The sequence below is a fragment of the Amycolatopsis pretoriensis genome, from assembly GCF_900107925.1.
Taxonomy (GTDB): domain Bacteria; phylum Actinomycetota; class Actinomycetes; order Mycobacteriales; family Pseudonocardiaceae; genus Amycolatopsis; species Amycolatopsis pretoriensis.
The window spans coordinates 68,434-86,891 of record NZ_FNUJ01000015.1; the positions used below are offsets into that span (position 1 = coordinate 68,434).

The window sequence follows — 18,458 nt, forward strand, 5'->3', positions numbered from 1 at the left end:
TCTCGAATTCCTTACTGGCAGGCTTCGCAGTCGGGGTCGTCGATGCGGCAGGCGGCGCCTTCGGTGGCCACGAAGTCCACGTCGGGTGCCGGGGCCGGGGCCGGCGTCGGCGCGGGAGCGGGCGTGGGAGCCGGGGCCGGTGCCGGGGCGGCCGCCGCGGGAGCCGGGGCCGGGGTGGCCGAGACGGCGTTCAGCTTGCCGTCGGTGCCGCGCAGGGTGCTCTTCTCCACGTGCGTCGCGGACTGCGCCCGCAGGTAGTACGTGGTCTTGAGGCCCTTGTGCCACGCGTAGCGGTACAGCTCGTCGAGCTTGCGGCCGCTCGGCGCCGCGATGTACAGGTTCAGCGACTGCGCCTGGTCGATCCACTTCTGGCGCACCGAACCGGCGTCGACGATCCACTTCGACTCGATCTCGAACGCCGTGGCGTACAGCGCCTTCAGGTCGTCCGGGACGCGGTCGATCTGGCCCAGGGAACCGTCGAAGTACTTGAGGTCGCTGACCATGACCTCGTCCCAGAGCCCGCGCTCCTTGAGGCTCTTGACCAGGTGCGGATTCACGACGGTGAAGTCGCCGGACATGTTCGACTTGACGAACAGGTTCTGGAACAGCGGCTCGATCGACTGGCCGACCCCCGAGATGTTGGAGATCGTCGCGGTCGGCGCGATCGCCATCACGTTGGAGTTGCGCATGCCGACGGTCTTGACGCGCTCGCGCAGCGGCGCCCAGTCCAAAGTGGACGAGGTGTCGACGTCGAGGCCGTCACCCTGGCGCGCGTCGATGAGCAGCTGCAGCGAGTCGATCGGCAGGATGCCCTTGCTCCACAGCGATCCCTCGAACGACTGGTACTGCCCGCGCTCCTCGGCGAGGTCGGTCGACGCCGAGATCGCGTAGTAGGACAGGTGCTCCATGGAGACGTCGGCGAACTTCACGGCCTCGTCGGAGGCGAACGGGACGCCGATCTCGAACAGCGCGTCCTGGAAGCCCATGATGCCCAGGCCGACCGGGCGGTGGCGCAGGTTGGAGCGGCGCGCCTCCGGGATCGTGTAGAAGTTGATGTCGATCACGTTGTCCAGCATGCGGACGGCCGTGCGCACGGTCTTCTCGAGCCGCGCCGTGTCCAAACCGGACGGGGTGACGTGCTTGAGCAGGTTCACCGAGCCGAGGTTGCAGACCGCGACCTCGTCGGTGGTCGTGTTCAGCGTGATCTCGGTGCACAGGTTGGACGAGTGCACGACGCCGACGTGCTGCTGCGGCGAGCGCAGGTTGCACGGGTCCTTGAACGTGATCCACGGGTGGCCGGTCTCGAACAGCATGGTCAGCATGCGGCGCCACAGGTCGACCGCGCGGATCCGGCGGAACACCTTGATTTCGCCGCGGTCGGCCATCGCCTCGTACGCGCGGTAGCGGGCGGCGAACTCGTTGCCGTAGAGGTCGTGCAGGTCCGGGGTCTCGTTCGGCGAGAACAGCGTCCACTCGGCGTTGGCCTCGACGCGGCGGAGGAACTCGTCGGGCACCCAGTTCGCGGTGTTCATGTCGTGGGTGCGGCGGCGGTCGTCACCGGTGTTCTTGCGCAGGTCGAGGAACTCCTCGATGTCCACGTGCCACGTCTCGAGGTACGCGCAGGCCGCGCCCTTGCGCTTGCCGCCCTGGTTGACCGCGACCGCGGTGTCGTTGGCGATCTTGAGGAACGGCACGACACCCTGGGACTGGCCGTTGGTGCCCTTGATGTGCGCGCCGAGGCCGCGGACCGGGGTCCAGTCGTTGCCGAGGCCGCCCGAGTACTTGGCCAGCAGCGCGTTGTTCTTGTAGGCCTGGAAGATCGAGTCCAGGTCGTCGTCCACTGTGGTCAGGAAGCAGGACGACAGCTGCGGGCGCGTGGTGCCCGAGTTGAACAGCGTCGGGGTGGACGCCATGAAGTGGAAGCTCGAGAGCAGCTCGTAGAACTCGATCGCGCGGGCTTCGCGGTCCTTCTCGCGGATGGCCAGCCCCATGGCGACGCGCATGAAGAACGCCTGCGGCAGCTCGAAGCGGGTGCCGTCGTGGTGCTGGAAGTACCGGTCGTAGAGCGTCTGCAGGCCGAGGAACCCGAAGTCGAGGTCCCGCTCGGGCCGGATCGCGGCGGTGATCTTGTCGAGGTCGAAGCGCTGCAGCTCGGCGTCGACCAGCTCCAGCTCGATCGCGCGGCGCAGGTAGGCGCGGAAGTACGGCGCGTACTCGCTCGTCATCTCGTCCTGGCTGGCCTGGCGCGGCTTGCCCGCCAGGTAGCTCAGGGCCTCGCCGCGCAGCTTGTCCAGCAGCAGGCGGGCGGAGACGAACGAGTAGTTCGGCTCCTGCTCGACGAGCACGCGGGCGGCCAGGACCTGGGCCAGGGCCAGCTCGTCGGCGCTGATGCCGTCGTAGAGGTTGCGCTTGGCCTCGGCCAGCACCGGCTCCGCCTCGACGTCGTCGAGCCCGGCGACGGCCTCGCCCACGACGTGGGACACGCGGGCCCAGTCGAGCGGGCGCAGGACGCCGTCGGCGCCCTTGACGTTCAGGGCGACCTCGGTGGCGGCGGGCTTGGCGGCCTCGCGAGCCTTGCTGCGCTCCTCGCGGTAGAGGACGTAGGCGCGGGCGACCTTGTGGTGCTCGCCGCGCATGAGGGCGAGCTCGACGATGTCCTGGATCTGCTCGATGTGCAGGGCGGTCTCGGGGCCGGCGTGGCGCAGCAGGGTGGTCTCGACCTGCTGGGTCAGCTCCGCGACGACGTGGTGCACGCGGGAGGACGCGGCGGCGTCGCCACCCTCGACCGCGAGGAACGCCTTCGTCAGCGCGACCGAGATCTTCCCGGCGTCGAACGGCGACACGCTGCCGTCCCGCCGGATGACCCGGATCGCGGTGGGTGTGTCCGCGGCGGAGGGCCGCTGACCGGTTTCGACTGACATGCGTGTCTCCAAGTTTTCGGGCGCGTTCGATCGCCACACGGCGTCATGAGGCCGTGCGCTGCGGTTTCTTGAAAGCTGCCCGGCAGTACTCTGCAGCGGTCTCCCCGTCGCTGGGCCCTGCCGGTCACCAGAGACTACATGTAGGGGTCGGTCCCCGCGCGGGACCCAAGGGATGGCGTGTCGGCGGCTCACCCTGCCGGGTTACGTGATCACCCAGAGGTGCAGTTCACGCCGCGTGGGCGGGTCTTGCTCGGCCGTCTTCCGGCGGCGGTGGCGCCATGAAAGGGTCGTTCATGACGCTGGACGGCAGGAAAGAGTCGTTCATGACGTCGCCAACCCCCGCCCCACGTCGCGAATGACTCATTCGGGACCTCCGGCGCCCCCAATGACGCATTCGCGACACGCGGCTCGGCACGCGACCACCGACTTTGCCGGGGCCCTGGCGCCCGGCGAGGTGAAAGGGTCGTTCATGACGTCCGGCGGGGGACTCAGGCGCCGAAGCGCAGCTCCGAAGCCGGGAGCTCCAGGCTCGTCACCGGGCGGCGGCCCGCGAGGTACCCCAGGGGGCCGTCCGGGTTGAAGCTCCAGTCGGCCGACGCCGGCCTCGGGCGGATCTTCGCGCCCACCGGCGTCCGCAGGAGGCCGTCGCGTTCCTGGACCACCTCGAACGACGTCGGCACCCGCAGCGGCAGGCCCGGACGGCGCTTGAAGGCGGCCGTCGCGATCCAGTCGTCGGACGTGGCCGCGGTCGCCGTGAAGGTGCGGCCGCTCGTGAAGTCCAAAGTGGCCAGGCCCTTCGGGATCGCCCACAGCTCGCGGCCGCCGGCCATCGACGCCTCGCTGTCCACCCAGATCTCGGTGATCGAGCACGAAACCCGGCGCGCCTTGATCGACACCGCAGCCAGCAGTTCGTGGTAGGCCAGCTGCCCCGGCGGGGTGTAGTCGATCCACGCCGTGAACACCGTGGCCTGCCCGGCGACGACCAGGGGCTCCGCGGGCACCGCCGGCAGCTCCGCGACCGGCACGCGCCAGATCGACACGCGCGCGTCGGCGGTCAGGTTCCAGGGCTGCGGCGGATAGAGGCTCATTTGCCCGACCAGGGGAGGTACGACGGCAGGTCCTTGTCGACGCGCATGCCGAACGCGGGTGGCCGCTTCTGCAGGAACGACATGACCCCTTCGACGGCGTCCGGGCTCACGCCCAGCCCGCCGATCAGCTTCGAGTCGAGCTCGTGCACCGGGTACGGCGACTCGGCGCTCGCCATCCGGTAGAGCAGCTGGCGGGTCACCGCGACCGAGACCGGCGCGGTCGTCTCGACGATCTCGCGCGCCAGCTTGTAGGCCTCGTCGAGCACGGTTCCGGCGGGGAAAACCCGGTGCACCAGGCCTTTCGCGAGGGCTTCGGCCGCCGGGAACACGCGGCCGCTGATCATCCAGTCCAGCGCCGTCCCCATGCCGACGAGCCGGGGAAGGAACCACGCCGACGCGCCTTCGGGGTAGATGCCGCGGCGGGTGAACACGAAGCCGAAGCGCGAGTCCTCCGAGGCCAGACGGTAGTCACACGAAAGGGTGATCGTGACGCCACCACCGACCGCCGCGCCGTGCATGGCCGCGATCACCGGCTTGTTCATCGCGAAGATCCGCTTCGAGCACCGCCCGGCGGGCTCCTGCCAGGCCGCGTCCGGACCGGTCGACGGGTCGAAGTCGAAGCCGCCTTGGGAGAGGTCGGCGCCGACGCAGAAGTCCTTGCCGGCCCCGGTCAGCACGACCACGCGCACATCCTCGTCGCGGTCGGCGCGGTCCATCGCGGCGCCGAGCTCGTCGGCCATCCGGATCGTGTAGCCGTTGCGCGCCTCGGGGCGGTTCAGGGTCACGGTGGCGATCCGCTCCGCGACGGCGTAGGTGATCTCGGCGTAGTCGGCCATGCGAGGAAACTATTGCAGACCGACGCTACTGGCAAGGTGTCAATAGTGGGTGCGCAGCGTCCAGGGCGAAACAATCAGGCGTGCTTGATTTTTCCGGCGCCCGGTGCGACGCTGGGCGCCAGGACGCAAGGAGGCGGCGGATGGCGGATCTCGGCGTGATCCTCGGGGATCTCGACGCGGAGACACGGACGATCGACGACGTGGTGGCGGACCTGCCCGCGGCGGACTGGGCGCGGGCCACACCCGCCGAGGGGTGGACGATCGCGCACCAGATCGCGCACCTGGCCTGGACCGACCGGAAGGCCCTGATCGCCGCGGCTCACCCGGAAGACTGGCAGGCCGAGGTCGAGGAACTGCTCAAGGCGGGGGAGACCTACGTCGACGACGGTGCCGCGGCCGGGGCCGAACTCCCGCCGAAGGAGATCCTCGAAGACTGGCGAAACGGTCGCAAGCAGCTCGCCGAAGCCCTCGCCGCCGTGCCCGACGGGCAGAAGCTGCCCTGGTACGGCCCGCCGATGAGCGCCGCCTCGATGGCGACCGCGCGGATGATGGAGACCTGGGCGCACGGCCAGGACGTCTTCGACGCCCTCGGCTTGACCCGCGAGCCCACCGCGCGGCTGTGGCACATCGCCCGCTTCGGCACGCGCACCCGCGACTTCGCCTACCTGACCAACTCGCTCGCCCCGCCGGCCGAGGAGTTCCGCGTCGAACTGGCCGCGCCCGACGGCACCACCTGGGCGTTCGGCCCGGAAGCCGCCGAGCAGAAGCTGACCGGCAGCGCGCTGGACTTCTGCCTGGTCGTCACCCAGCGGCGGCACCCGGACGACACCGACCTCGTCGCGAGCGGCGCCGACGTCGAAGAGTGGCTCGGCATCGCGCAGGCCTTCGCCGGGCCGCCCGGGAACGGCCGGCAGCCGGGGCAGTTCGCATGACTTACCGCATCGGCAACGCGTCCGGCTTCTACGGCGACCGGTTCTCCGCGGTCCGCGAGATGCTCACCGGCGGTCCGCTCGACGTCCTGACCGGCGACTACCTCGCCGAGCTGACCATGCTCATCCTCGGCCGTGACCGGATGAAGGACGCCAACCGCGGCTACGCCAAGACTTTCCTCCGACAAATGGAGGAGAACCTCGGGCTGGCGCGGGAAAAGGGCGTAAAGATCGTCGCCAACGCGGGCGGGCTCAACCCCGCCGGGCTCGCGGACGCCCTGCGCGAGCTGGCCGATCGCCTCGGTCTCGACGTCAAGATCGCGCACGTCGAAGGTGACGACCTCGTGGCCCGCGCGGACGAGCTGGACCTCGGGAAACCGTTGACCGCCAACGCTTATCTCGGTGCCTGGGGCATCGTCGAGTGCCTGAACGCGGGCGCCGATGTCGTCGTCACCGGCCGGGTCACCGACGCCTCGGTCATCGTCGGCCCGGCCGCCGCGCACTACGGCTGGGCCCGCGACGACTTCGACGCCCTCGCCGGCGCCGTCGCCGCCGGGCACGTCATCGAATGCGGCGCCCAGGCCACCGGTGGCAACTACGCCTTCTTCACCGAACACTCCCTGGGTGTGCCGGGCTTCCCGATCGCCGAGATCGAAGCCGACGGCTCCAGCGTCATCACCAAGCACCCGGGCACCGGGGGAGTGGTGAACGCCGGCACGGTCAAAGCGCAGCTGCTGTACGAAATCACCGGTGCGCGGTACGCCGGACCCGATGTGACCACCCGGTTCGACACGCTCTCGCTCACCGAAGACGGGCCCGATCGCGTCCGGATCTCCGGCGTCCGCGGGGAAGCGCCGCCGCCGACCCTCAAGGTCGCGCTGAACACCCTCGGCGGGTTCCGGAACGAGACGACGTTCGTCCTCACCGGACTCGACATCGAGGCGAAAGCCGCACTGGTGCGGGAACAGCTCGAAGCGTCCATGAAGGACCGGCCGCCCGCCGACGTCCGGTGGACCCTCGCCCGGACCGACCACCCCGATGCCGACACCGAGCAGACCGCCAGTGCGCTGCTGCACGTCGCGGTCAAGGACGCCGACCCGAAGGTCGCCGGGCGGGCGTTCACCGGTGCTGCCGTCGAACTCGCGCTGGCCAGCTACCCGGGCTTCCACGTCACCGCGCCGCCGTCGGACGCCGCGCCGTACGGTGTCTACACGGCGGCCTATGTGGACGCGGGGACGGTGCCGCACGTGGCCGTGCTGCCGGACGGCATGCGTGTCGACATAGCGTCTTCGACGTCCACTCTGGACTTGTCCGATGTGGACGAGCCCGCGTTGCCCGAGCCCCTGGACCACGGGCCGGTGCGCCGGGTGCCGCTGGGCACGGTCGTCGGCGCCCGCAGCGGCGACAAGGGCGGCAACGCCAACCTCGGCGTCTGGGTGCGCTCGGATGAGGCGTGGCGGTGGCTCGTGCACCGGCTGACCGTCGCGGAGTTCAAACTGCTGCTGCCCGAGACCGCCGACCTGCCGGTGACGCGCTACCTGCTGCCCAACCTGTGGGCGATGAACTTCGTCGTCGAGGGCATCCTCGGCGCAGGCGTCGCGTCGCAGGCGCGGTTCGACCCGCAGGCCAAGGCCTTCGGCGAATGGCTGCGCTCGCGCGAGATCGACGTCCCGGAGGTACTCCTGTGACCGACCCCTTCCGGACGCCCGAACGGGCCGAGCTGCGCAAGACCGTGCGGAAGTTCGTCGAGCAGGAGGTTCTGCCGCACCTCGACGACTGGGAGCGCGCCGGCGAGCTGCCGCGCGACCTGCACCGCAAGGCCGGCGACCTCGGCCTGCTCGGCGTCGCCTTCCCCGAGGAGATCGGCGGGGGTGACGGCAACTACCTCGACGCGCTCGTCGTCGCCGAGGAGATGCACTACGCGGGTGGGTCCGGCGGGCTCTTCGCGTCGCTGTTCACCTGCGGCATCGCCGTCCCGCACATCGCCGAAGCCAACGACCCGGTCCAGCTCGAACGCTGGGTGCGCCCGACGCTGGCCGGCGACAAGATCGGCTCGCTGGCCGTCACCGAACCGGACGGCGGCTCGGACGTCGCCGGGATCCGGACCACCGCCGTCCGCGAGGGTGACGAGTACGTCGTCAACGGCGCCAAGACGTTCATCACCTCCGGCTGCCGCGCGGACTTCGTCACGACGGTCGTGCGCACCGGCGGCGACGGCGCGCACGGGCTTTCGCTGATCGTCGTCGAACGCGGGACGCCCGGCTTCACCGTCTCCCGCAAGCTCGAGAAGATGGGCTGGCTCTGCTCCGACACCGCCGAACTGTCCTACGTGGACGTCCGGGTGCCGGTCGAGAACCTGATCGGGGCCGAGAACAGCGGCTTCGCGCAGGTGGCCACCCAGTTCGTCACCGAACGCCTTTCCCTCGCGGTGCAGGCGTACGCGCACGCGCAGCGGGCCCTCGACCTGACGCTCGACTGGTGCCGGCTGCGCGAGACGTTCGGCCGCCCGCTCATCTCGCGGCAGGTCGTGCAGCACAAGCTCACCGAGATGGCGCGTCGCGTCGATGTCGCCCGGATCTACACCCGGCAGGCCGCGATCCGGCACGTCTCGGGCGAAGAGGTCATCGCCGAAGCCTGTTTCGCCAAGAACACCGCCGTCGAGGCCGCCGAGTGGGTGGTCAACGAGGCCGTCCAGCTGCACGGCGGGCTCGGGTACATGCGCGAGTCCGAAGTGGAACGCCACTACCGCGACGTCCGGATCCTCGGCATCGGCGGCGGCACCACCGAGATCCTCACCGGCCTGGCCGCGAAGCGATTGGGATACACCTCGTGACTACCTTGAGGTCCACAGTGGACACGCGGGCCGCCGAGTTCGGCGCGAACCGCGAGGCGATGCTGGAGAAGCTCGCCGAGATCGACACCGAGCAGGCCAAGGCCGTCGCCGGTGGCGGCGAGAAGTACGTCGAACGCCACCGCAAGCGCGGCAAGCTCCTGGCTCGCGAACGCGTCGAGCTGCTGCTCGACCAGGACTCGCCGTTCCTGGAGCTGTCGCCGCTGGCCGCGTGGGGCACCGACTACCGCGTCGGCGCGAGCCTGGTGACGGGCATCGGCGTCGTCGAAGGCGTCGAGTGCCTGATCTCGGCCAGCGACCCGACGGTCAAGGGCGGCGCCAGCAACCCGTGGACGACCAAGAAGTCCTTCCGGGCGGCGGACATCGCCGCGCAGAACCGGCTGCCGTCGATCAACCTCGTCGAGTCCGGTGGCGCGGACCTGCCGACGCAGAAGGAGATCTTCATCCCCGGCGGCCGGATCTTCCGCGACATCACGCGGGCTTCGGCCGCGGGCTGCCCGACGGTCGCGCTGGTCTTCGGCAACTCCACCGCCGGCGGGGCGTACCTGCCGGGCATGTCGGACTACGTCGTCATGGTCAAGGAACGCGCGAAGGTGTTCCTCGGCGGGCCACCGCTGGTCAAGATGGCGACCGGTGAGGAGTCCGACGACGAGTCGCTCGGCGGCGCCGAGATGCACGCGCGCACGTCCGGCTTGGCGGACTACCTCGCCGTCGACGAGGCCGACGCGATCCGCCTGGGCCGCAACATCATCAAGCGGCTCAACTGGACCAAGCAGGGCCCGACGCCGAAGCCGGACTATGCCGAGCCGTTGTACGACACCGAAGACCTGCTCGGGATCGTGCCGACCGATCTCAAGGTTCCGTTCGACCCGCGCGAGGTCATCGCCCGCGTCGTCGACGGCTCCGACTTCGACGAGTTCAAGCCGCTCTACGGCTCTTCGCTGGTCACGGGCTGGGCGAGCATCCACGGCTATCCCGTCGGTGTCCTGGCCAACGCGCAGGGTGTGCTGTTCGGCGAGGAGTCGCAGAAGGCCGCGCAGTTCATCCAGCTGGCCAACCAGATCCACACCCCGCTGGTGTTCCTGCACAACACGACCGGCTACATGGTCGGCAAGGAGTACGAGCAGAGCGGCATCATCAAGCACGGCGCGATGATGATCAACGCCGTGTCGAACTCGAAGGTGCCGCACCTGTCCGTCCTCATGGGAGCGTCCTACGGCGCCGGGCACTACGGCATGTGCGGTCGCGCCTACGATCCCCGCTTCCTGTTCGCGTGGCCGAGCGCGAAGTCCGCGGTGATGGGCCCGGCGCAGCTGGCCGGCGTGCTGTCCATCGTGGCCCGCGCGGCGGCCGAAAGCCGTGGCCAGGATTACAACGAGGAACACGACAAGGCCATGCGCGCCATGGTGGAGGGCCAGATCGAAGCCGAGTCGATGCCGATGTTCCTCTCCGGCATGCTCTACGACGACGGCATCATCGACCCGCGCGACACCCGCACCGTGCTGGGGCTGAGCCTGTCCGCGATCCACAATGGACCAGTGAAGGGCGCCGAGGGCTTCGGCGTCTTCCGGATGTGAGTGAGCGATGATCCAGAACCTGCTGGTCGCCAACCGTGGCGAGATCGCCCGCCGCGTCTTCTCGAGCTGCCGTGACGCCGGGATCGGCACCGTGGCGGTGTTCTCCGACGCCGATGCCGCCGCACCCCATGCGTCGGAAGCCGACGCGGCCGTCCGGCTGCCCGGCAACGCGCCGTCCGAGACGTACCTGCGCGCCGAACTGCTGGTCAAGGCCGCCGTCGAGACCGGCGCCGACGCCGTCCACCCCGGCTACGGCTTCCTGTCCGAGAACGCGGCTTTCGCCCGGGCCGTGCTCGACGCCGGGCTGACCTGGGTCGGGCCGCCGCCGGAGGCCATCGAGACCATGGGCTCCAAAGTGGAGTCCAAGCGGCTGATGGCCGCCGCCGGGGTGCCCGTGCTGTCCGAATTGGACCCGTCGTCAGTGACCGAAGACGACCTTCCGTTGCTGGTCAAGGCTTCCGCCGGTGGAGGCGGGCGTGGGATGCGCGTGGTCCGCTCACTCGACGAACTGGCCGAAGCGGTGGAAGGTGCCAGTGCGGAAGCCGGGTCCGCGTTCGGCGACCCGACCGTCTTCTGCGAGCGGTACCTGGAGACCGGACGCCACATCGAGGTCCAGGTGCTCGCCGACTCCCACGGCACGGTGTGGGCGGTGGGGGAGCGGGAGTGCTCCATCCAGCGACGGCACCAGAAAGTCGTCGAGGAAGCACCCTCGCCATTGGTCGACGCCGCCATGCGCGAGGAGCTGTTCGACGCCGCGCGCAAGGCAGCCAAGGCCATCGACTACGTCGGCGCGGGCACGGTCGAGTTCCTCGCCGGGCCCGACGGCCGGTTCTACTTCCTCGAGATGAACACGCGGCTGCAGGTCGAGCACCCCGTCACCGAGAACGTCACCGGCCTCGACCTCGTGGCGCTGCAACTGCGCGTCGCCGAGGGCGAGCGGCTCCCGGCCGACCCGCCGCCGACCGTCGGGCACTCCATCGAGGTCCGGCTCTACGCCGAAGACCCGGCGGCCGGCTGGCAGCCGCAGAGCGGCACGCTCCACACGTTCGAAGTGCCCGATGTGGACCGTGCGTTCACCCACGGCCCCGGGCTCCGGCTCGACTCCGGCTTCGAGACCGGCTCGGTGGTGGGTGTCCACTACGACCCGATGCTCGCCAAGGTCATCACCTGGGCGCCGACCCGCGCCGAAGCCGCCCGCCGGCTCGCCAAGGCCCTCGCCGCGACGAAGATCCACGGCGTCGTCACCAACCGCGACCTGCTGGTGAACATCCTGCGGCACGAGGCTTTCCTGGCGGGGGAGACCGACACGGCGTTCTTCGACCGCCACGGCCTCGACACCCTCGCCGCGCCGCTGGCCACGCCCGACACCGAACGCCTCTCGGCTCTCGCGGCGGCTTTGGCGGACGCGGCGGGTAATCGCGCGTCGGCGACCACGCAAGGCAGGTTGCCCAGCGGCTGGCGCAACGTGCGCTCGGCCGGGCAGCGCAAGGTCTTCACCGTGGCCGACCGCGAGTACGAGGTGGTCTACTCGCTGACTCGCGATGGGCTCCGGGCCGAAGGCTTCGACGTGGAGCTGGTGTCGAACGAACCCGGCCGGGTCGTGCTGGACGTCGCCGGCGTGCGGCGCGCGTTCGACGTCGCCCGCCACGACGGCGTGTCCTACGTGGACTCCGCGCTCGGTTCGGTGGCGCTCAAGGCCGAGCCGCGGTTCGCCGACCCGGACGCGGCTCTCGCGGCGGGATCGCTGGTCGCCCCGATGCCGGGCACCGTCGTCCGGCTCGCCGTCCAGGCGGGGGACCCGGTGAAGGCGGGCGACCCGTTGCTGTGGCTCGAAGCGATGAAGATGGAACACCGGATCGCCGCTCCCGCCGATGGCGTGGTCGTGGAACTGCCGGTGACAGTGGGACAGCAGGTCGAAGTGGGCACGATCCTCGCGGTGGTGGGAGAAGCAGAATGAACGCCATGAACTTCATCGAGCCGGAGGAGCGGATCGCGCTTCGCAAGGCCGTCGCCGAGCTCGGCGCCAAGTACGGGCACGAGTACTACGCCAAGAAGGCCCGCGCCGACGAGAAGACGCACGAACTGTGGGACGAGGCCGGGCGTCTCGGCTACCTCGGCGTCAACATCCCCGAGGAGTACGGCGGCGGGGGAGCGGGCATCGCCGACCTCGCCGCGGTCCTCGAAGAACTCGCCGCCGTGGGCTCGCCGCTGCTGCTCATGGTCGTCTCGCCGGCCATCTGCGGCACCGTGATCTCCCGCTTCGGCACCGACGAGCAGAAGAAGCAGTGGCTGCCCGGCATCGCCGACGGCAGCAAGCGGATGGTCTTCGCGATCACCGAGCCGGACGCCGGGTCGAACTCGCACAAGATCACCACCACCGCCAAGCGCGACGGCGACGGCTGGGTCCTCAGTGGACGCAAGGTCTACATCTCCGGCGTTGACGAGGCCGACGCGGTGCTCGTCGTCGGCCGCATGGAGGACTCCAAGACCGGCCGGCTCAAGCCCGCGCTGTTCATCCTGCCGACCGGCACCGAGGGCTTCGAGTACACGAAGATCCCGATGGACATCATCGCGCCGGAGAACCAGTTCTCGCTGTTCCTCGACGACGTCAAGCTCCCCGCCGAGGCACTGGTCGGCGAGGAGGACGCGGCCATCGCGCAGCTGTTCGCCGGCCTCAACCCGGAGCGCATCATGGGCGCGTCGTTCTCCCTCGGCATCGCCCGGTACGCGCTTTCCAAGGCCGTCTCCTACGCCAACCAGCGCCAGGTCTGGGGCACTCCGATCGGCGCCCACCAGGGCCTCGCGCACCCGCTCTCCGAAATCAAGATCGAGCTGGAGCTGGCGAAGCTGATGACGCAGAAGGCGGCGTCGCTCTACGACTCCGGCGACGACTTCGGCGCGGGGGAGTCGGCCAACATGGCCAAGTACGCCGCCGCCGAGGTCGCCATCCGCGCGACCGACCAGGCCGTGCAGACCCACGGCGGCAACGGCCTCGCCACCGAGTACGGCCTCGGCACGCTGGTCACGGCGGTACGGCTCGGCCGGATCGCCCCGGTCAGCCGCGAGATGGTGCTCAACTTCGTCGGCCAGCACAGCCTCGGCCTGCCCAAGTCCTACTAGGAGAGTCGTTATGTCTACATTGGACGGCAAGACGATCCTCATGTCCGGCGGCAGCCGCGGCATCGGCGAAGCGATCGCGCTCCGGGCCGCGAAAGACGGCGCGAACATCGCGCTGCTGGCCAAGACGGCCGAGCCGCACCCGAAGCTGCCCGGCACGATCTACACGGCCGCCGAAGCCATCGAGAAGGCGGGCGGGCACGCGCTGCCGATCCTCGGCGACGTCCGCGACGACGACGGGGTCGCCGCCGCGGTGGCGAAGACGGCCGAGCAGTTCGGCGGCATCGACATCGTCGTCAACAACGCCAGCGCGATCGACCTCACGCCGACCGAGCAGGTCAGCATGAAGCGCTACGACCTGATGCAGGACATCAACGCGCGCGGCACGTTCCTGCTGTCCAAACTGGCCCTCCCGCACCTGAAGAACGCCGCGAACGCCCACATCCTGACGCTGTCGCCGCCGATCAGTCTCGACGAGAAGTGGTTCACCGCCGGACACCTCGCCTACAGCATCGCGAAGTACTCGATGAGCCTGGTGACCGTCGGGCTCGCCGCCGAACTGAAGAAGGACGGCATCGCGGCGAACTCGCTGTGGCCGCGCACCACGATCGACACCGCGGCGATCCGCAACGTCGTCGGCGCGGAGCTGGCGTCGCGCAGCCGGACGCCGGAGATCATGGCCGACGCCGCGTACGCGATCCTGACCAAGCCGAGCCGGGAGGTCACCGGGAACTTCTTCCTCGACGACGAGGTGCTGCGGGCCGAGGGCGTCACCGACTTCGCGAAGTACCGCGTCGGCGACACCGCGGAGGAAGACCTGCAGCTCGACTTCTGGGTCGAACCGGCTTGACCGGCGTCCGCGAACCCCAGCAGGAACGCAGCCGCACCACGCGGCGGCGGTTGATCGAGGCCGCGCTCGACGGGTTCGGCGAGCGCGGCTGGCACGGCGTCACCGTGGCCGGGATCGCCGAACGCGCCGGCGTCTCGCGCGGCGCGGCCCAGCACCACTTCCCGACGCGCGAGGACCTCGTCGTGGCGGCGGTCGACCTGCTCGGCCAGGCCCAGATCGACGAGCTGCGAGCGCAGGCCGCGGACCTGCCGAGCGGGCCGTCGCGCACCGAGCACGTGGTCGAGATGGTGCTGAACCTCTACACCGGGCCGTTGTTCCGCGCGGCCCTGCAGCTGTGGGCGGTCGCGGCGACCGACGAGGCCCTGCGGGACGTGCTGGTGCCCCTGGAAGCGCGGGTCGGCCGCGAGGCGCACCGGGTGGCGGTGGAGCTGCTCGGCGTCGACGAGTCCCGGCCCGGGGTGCGCGAACTGGTCCAGGCCACCCTCGACCTCGGTCGCGGGCTGGGCCTGGCGAACCTGCTCACGGACGACGCGCGCCGCCGGAAGCAGATCGTGCGGGAGTGGGCGCGGACGCTGGAGCTGCGGCTCGGGTGAGCCGGTCCAGCGCGGCCTGGCTCCGCTCGTCGGCGGCGCGGTGGATGACCAGCAGCTGGTCCGGGTCCTGGACCGGCCGGAGCGTCTCGAACTGCACGGTGAGGACGCCGGCCTCGGGGTGCCGCACGACCTTCTGCCCGCGGCCGTTGACCTTGACGTCCTGTTCGGCCCACAGCCGCGCGAATTCCGCGTTCCCGCCGGTCAGTTCGTCGATGAGGCCGGACAGCGCCCGGTCGTCCGGGTGCGCGGCCCACGCGGCACGCAGGTGGGCGATCCCCTCCCGCACGACGGTTTCCCGGTCGACGTAGAACTCGCGCACCAGCGGGTGCATCAGGCACAGCCACATCGCGTTGCGCCGAGCCGGCGGCAGCGTGCCGAAATCCACCAGCAGCCTGGCCATCTCGGGGTTCCAGGCCAGGACGTCGTAGCGGTGGTTGAGCAGCATGGCCGGCAGCGGCGACAGGTCGGTGACGAGCCGCGCCAGCGGCGGCGTTGCGGCGATGGCGAGTTCACCGTCATCACGCGGGCGCTGCCGGGTCAGGTCGAAGAGGTAGGCGCGTTCGTCGGGAGCCAGCCGCAGCGCCCCGGCCAGCGCTTCGACGACGTCAACCGAGGGCCGCAACCCGCGGGCCTGTTCCAGCCGGACGACGTAGTCGACGCTGATCCCGGCGAGTTCGGCGACGTCCTCCCGGCGCAGCCCCGGAGTCCGCCGGCGCGGCGGCAGGCCGAAGTCCCGCGGGTCCAGGCGTTCCCGCCGGGTCCGCAGGAAGGCCGCGAGCTCCGCGGTGGGGGTCGTCATGATCGTTGCAACAGCGAAGGTGGGACTGGTGTTCCCAGGAAGTCCTTTCCCTTAACGCGGTCTCGCCGCGAGCGGAGACTCACCGCCATGGCATTGACACTGGACACCTACCGGCTGCTGGGCCGTTCCGGGCTGCGGGTTTCCCCGCTGGCCCTGGGCACGGCGACGTTCGGCACGGAGTGGGGCTGGGGAGCGGAGAAGGCGGAAGCCCGCAAGCTGTTCGACACGTACATCGAGCGCGGCGGCAACTTCATCGACACGGCGAACACCTACACCGACGGCAGCGCCGAGCGCCTGCTGGGCGAATTCGCGGGTGACCACCGAGAGAGCCTCGTGCTGGCGACGAAGTACACGACATTGCGCCGCCCCGGCGACCCGAACTCATCGGGAGCGCACCGCAAGAGCCTGGTGGCATCGCTGGACGCGAGCCTGCGCAGGCTGGGCACGGACTACGTGGACGTGCTGTACCTGCACGTGTGGGACTTCACGACCCCGGTGGAGGAGATCCTGCGCGGCCTGGACGACCTGGTCGCGAGGGGCAAGGTGCTGTACGTGGCGATCTCGAACGCCCCGGCGTGGGAGATATCGCGCATGCAGGCGATCGCCGACCTGCGCGGCTGGTCCCCATTGGTGGCACTGCAGGTCGAGTACAACTTGATCAACCGAGCGGCGGAGCGCGACCTGATCCCGATGGCCCGGACGATGGGGCTGGGGGTGACACCGTATTCACCACTGGCGGGCGGGCTGCTGACGGGCAAGTACCGCTCAGGGGCGTCGAAGGGCGCCCGGGAGAGCTTCAACGCGGCGCTGGGGATGGTGACGGAGCGAAACCTGGCGATCGCGGACGTGGTGACGGAGATAGCGAAGGAACTGGGACACACACCGGCCCAGGTCGGCTTGGCATGGCTGCTCCAAAACCCGGCGGTAACGGCCCCGATCATCGGAGCCCGAACCCCCGAGCAACTGGAGGACAACCTGGCGGCACTAAAGGTCGAGTTCACCAGGGCGCAGCTGAACCGGCTCGAGGAGGCAAGCGCGATAGAGCTGGGCTACCCACACGACGTACTGGCCAGCAACCACATCGGAGCAGTAATGAGGGGCGAACTGAAGTTCGAGCCCCGCAAGTAGGGGCAACTCGGCACCCCGAGAGAACAGCTGGGTGGTCATCCCGTCGCCTGAGGCCGGTAAATCACTTTGAGCCGGGCCCGCAACCCACTGCCCGAGATGAGGGAACAACGCAGGCTTGCGGGCCCGGCTCAAAGTGATAGGCCTCGTTCAGGCGACGGGATGACCACCCAGCAACCCACCCGCCAGAGCAAGGGGACTGCAAGGGCCATCCCAGAGCCTGCCCGCCCGGCGAGGGCATCTTTTAGGAGGGACGGCACAAGGCGAGGGTCTTTTGGACGGCACAAGGCGAGGGTCTTTTGGACGACATAAGGCAACGGTCTTTTGCACCGCACAAGGCAACGGTCTTTTGCGACCACGCTCAACGTCCGGCACGAGCGCCCCAATGTGGCCTTGGTTGCGTCTCACGCACCGAAGGCCACATTGGGTGCGTCTGACGCACCGAAGGCCACATTGGGGCGCATCCGACCGACCGCTCGCCGAGACCCCCGAACCGCTCACCGACACCGACCGAGACCCACCGGAACCCTGATCTGCTCCGAAACGTCATAGTGCTACAAGTAACACAATAGTCCCAACGGGCGAATGACTATACGTAGCAAGACCGCAGAGGAAGGCAGTCCGGTGTCCGGTTCAGGAGTCGAGCTCACCCACCGCGCGATGGCGATGCTGAAGGCGGTGGCCGCTGGACGTGCGCAGATGTCGTGCAGCTGCGAGCCTGACCTCTTCATCGACGGATTCGCGTGCTGCGATCAGATGACGGCCCACGCGCTCGCCCACGGTGGCTACCTGCGTCCCGCTGTCGAAGCCGCCACCGGGCGCGTGCCGGCCGAACTGACCGAGGCCGGCCGCGCCGCACTGGAGATCACCGTCGCCGCCTGAGCGTCACGCACCGTCGTTGTTCGCTCAGGTGTTCGATTCGCCGTCCCGTCGCGTCAGCACCCGGGCGGCGCCTTCGGTCACGGCGACCGTGTGCTCGGTGTGGGCTGTGCGGGAGCCGTCCGCCGAGCGGATGGTCCAGCCGTCGGGGTCGTAGACGATCCGGTCGGTCGTGCGGGCGAACCAGGGTTCGAGCGCGAGCGTCAGGCCCGGCTTCAACGTCATCCCGCGTCCGGGCGTGCCCTTGTTGGGAACGTGCAGGTCCTCGTGCATGGTGCGGCCGATGCCGTGCCCGCCGAACTCGGTGTTGACCGGGTAGCCGTACTCGCGGGCCACCGCCCCGATCGCCGCCGAGATGTCACCCAGCCGGTTGCCCGGGCGGGCCGCGTCGATCGCCGCCTCCAGGGCTTCCTCGGTGGCGCGGACGATCCGCAGGTCCTCCTCGGCGGGCGTGCCGACGATGACCGTGCGCGCCGAGTCGGCCGCCCACCCGTCGACGCTGACCGCGATGTCGGCGGTGAGCACGTCGCCGTCGCGCAGCACGTAGTCGTGCGGCAGGCCGTGCAGCACGGCGTCGTTGACCGACAGGCAGATGACGTTGCGGAACGGGCCCTTGCCGAACGACGGCGCGTAGTCCCAGTAGCACGACTCGGCGCCGCGCCGCTTGATCATCCCGCGCACGTGGTGCTCGAGGTCCATGAGGTTGACGCCCACGTCGGCGAGCTCGCCGACCTCGGTCAGGATCTCGGCGACGAAGCGGCCGGTCACGTGCATGCGGTCGACTTCCGCAGGCGTCTTCAGTTCGATCACGAAAACCTCGCGTCACAAGAGGGTCGGTATAGTTATACCGGAACGGTAGCACGTTCCCGGTATAGGAATACCAGTCCCGGGTG

General features: G+C 69.8%; 15 protein-coding genes. 10 read left to right on the top strand and 5 right to left on the bottom strand.

Annotation, left to right across the window (positions count from 1 at the left end; all coding sequences use genetic code 11):
- Positions 1-11: 11 nt before the first annotated feature.
- From BLV96_RS44920 to BLV96_RS44930, 3 genes are all read right to left on the bottom strand, one after another.
- On the bottom strand, positions 12-2,921 hold the full coding sequence (locus tag BLV96_RS44920; protein ID WP_086672435.1) for a ribonucleoside-diphosphate reductase subunit alpha: 2,910 nt from the start codon (positions 2,919-2,921) through the stop codon (positions 12-14).
- A 488-nt stretch (positions 2,922-3,409) separates the two neighbouring features.
- Positions 3,410-4,009, bottom strand: a complete 600-nt coding sequence (locus BLV96_RS44925) for an acetoacetate decarboxylase family protein (protein WP_086672433.1) — start codon at positions 4,007-4,009, stop codon at positions 3,410-3,412.
- Positions 4,006-4,845 carry an enoyl-CoA hydratase-related protein gene (locus BLV96_RS44930; RefSeq protein WP_086672431.1) on the bottom strand — a complete coding sequence of 280 codons (840 nt, stop codon included), beginning with the start codon at positions 4,843-4,845 and terminating at the stop codon, positions 4,006-4,008. The genes BLV96_RS44925 and BLV96_RS44930 overlap by 4 nt, the downstream gene beginning before the upstream one ends.
- Positions 4,846-4,985: 140 nt before the next feature.
- Between BLV96_RS44930 and BLV96_RS44935 the strand changes: the two genes are divergently transcribed.
- From BLV96_RS44935 to BLV96_RS44970, 8 genes are read left to right on the top strand one after another with little or no spacing between them, the layout of a single operon-like run.
- Positions 4,986-5,777, top strand: coding sequence for a TIGR03084 family metal-binding protein (locus tag BLV96_RS44935; protein ID WP_086672429.1), 792 nt, complete (start codon positions 4,986-4,988; stop codon positions 5,775-5,777).
- A complete protein-coding gene (locus tag BLV96_RS44940; protein WP_086672428.1) occupies positions 5,774-7,462 on the top strand; it encodes an acyclic terpene utilization AtuA family protein in 1,689 nt (562 codons plus the stop codon). Before BLV96_RS44935 ends, BLV96_RS44940 begins: the two co-directional genes overlap by 4 nt.
- A complete protein-coding gene (locus BLV96_RS44945) occupies positions 7,459-8,607 on the top strand; it encodes an acyl-CoA dehydrogenase family protein (RefSeq protein ID WP_086672426.1) in 1,149 nt (382 codons plus the stop codon). The genes BLV96_RS44940 and BLV96_RS44945 overlap by 4 nt, the downstream gene beginning before the upstream one ends.
- Positions 8,604-10,202, top strand: coding sequence for an acyl-CoA carboxylase subunit beta (locus BLV96_RS44950; protein ID WP_208608505.1), 1,599 nt, complete (start codon positions 8,604-8,606; stop codon positions 10,200-10,202). Before BLV96_RS44945 ends, BLV96_RS44950 begins: the two co-directional genes overlap by 4 nt.
- Before the next feature lie 7 nt (positions 10,203-10,209).
- On the top strand, positions 10,210-12,159 hold the full coding sequence (locus tag BLV96_RS44955; protein ID WP_086672422.1) for an acetyl/propionyl/methylcrotonyl-CoA carboxylase subunit alpha: 1,950 nt from the start codon (positions 10,210-10,212) through the stop codon (positions 12,157-12,159).
- Positions 12,156-13,322: an acyl-CoA dehydrogenase family protein gene (locus BLV96_RS44960; protein WP_086672420.1), complete on the top strand. Its 1,167-nt coding sequence runs from the start codon at positions 12,156-12,158 to the stop codon at positions 13,320-13,322. The genes BLV96_RS44955 and BLV96_RS44960 overlap by 4 nt, the downstream gene beginning before the upstream one ends.
- 10 nt (positions 13,323-13,332) lie before the next feature.
- The gene (locus BLV96_RS44965; RefSeq protein WP_086672418.1) at positions 13,333-14,169 is read left to right on the top strand and encodes an SDR family oxidoreductase; all 837 of its coding nucleotides are present in this window, start codon (positions 13,333-13,335) and stop codon (positions 14,167-14,169) included.
- Complete coding sequence (locus BLV96_RS44970) at positions 14,166-14,762, top strand: TetR/AcrR family transcriptional regulator (protein WP_086672416.1); 597 nt, start codon at positions 14,166-14,168, stop codon at positions 14,760-14,762. The genes BLV96_RS44965 and BLV96_RS44970 overlap by 4 nt, the downstream gene beginning before the upstream one ends.
- Here the strand turns inward: BLV96_RS44970 and BLV96_RS44975 are convergent.
- A complete protein-coding gene (locus tag BLV96_RS44975) occupies positions 14,689-15,561 on the bottom strand; it encodes a helix-turn-helix transcriptional regulator (protein ID WP_086672414.1) in 873 nt (290 codons plus the stop codon). The genes BLV96_RS44970 and BLV96_RS44975 overlap by 74 nt on opposite strands.
- Positions 15,562-15,648: 87 nt before the next feature.
- On the opposite strand from BLV96_RS44975, the gene BLV96_RS44980 reads away from it, so the two are divergent.
- Both BLV96_RS44980 and BLV96_RS44985 read left to right on the top strand, forming a co-directional pair.
- A complete protein-coding gene (locus BLV96_RS44980; protein WP_086672412.1) occupies positions 15,649-16,689 on the top strand; it encodes an aldo/keto reductase in 1,041 nt (346 codons plus the stop codon).
- A 621-nt stretch (positions 16,690-17,310) separates the two neighbouring features.
- A complete protein-coding gene (locus tag BLV96_RS44985) occupies positions 17,311-17,568 on the top strand; it encodes a hypothetical protein (protein ID WP_086672410.1) in 258 nt (85 codons plus the stop codon).
- Between the two features lie 24 nt (positions 17,569-17,592).
- Here the strand turns inward: BLV96_RS44985 and map are convergent, their stop codons facing one another.
- A complete protein-coding gene (map, locus tag BLV96_RS44990) occupies positions 17,593-18,375 on the bottom strand; it encodes a type I methionyl aminopeptidase (protein WP_086672408.1) in 783 nt (260 codons plus the stop codon).
- Positions 18,376-18,458: the final 83 nt, after the last annotated feature.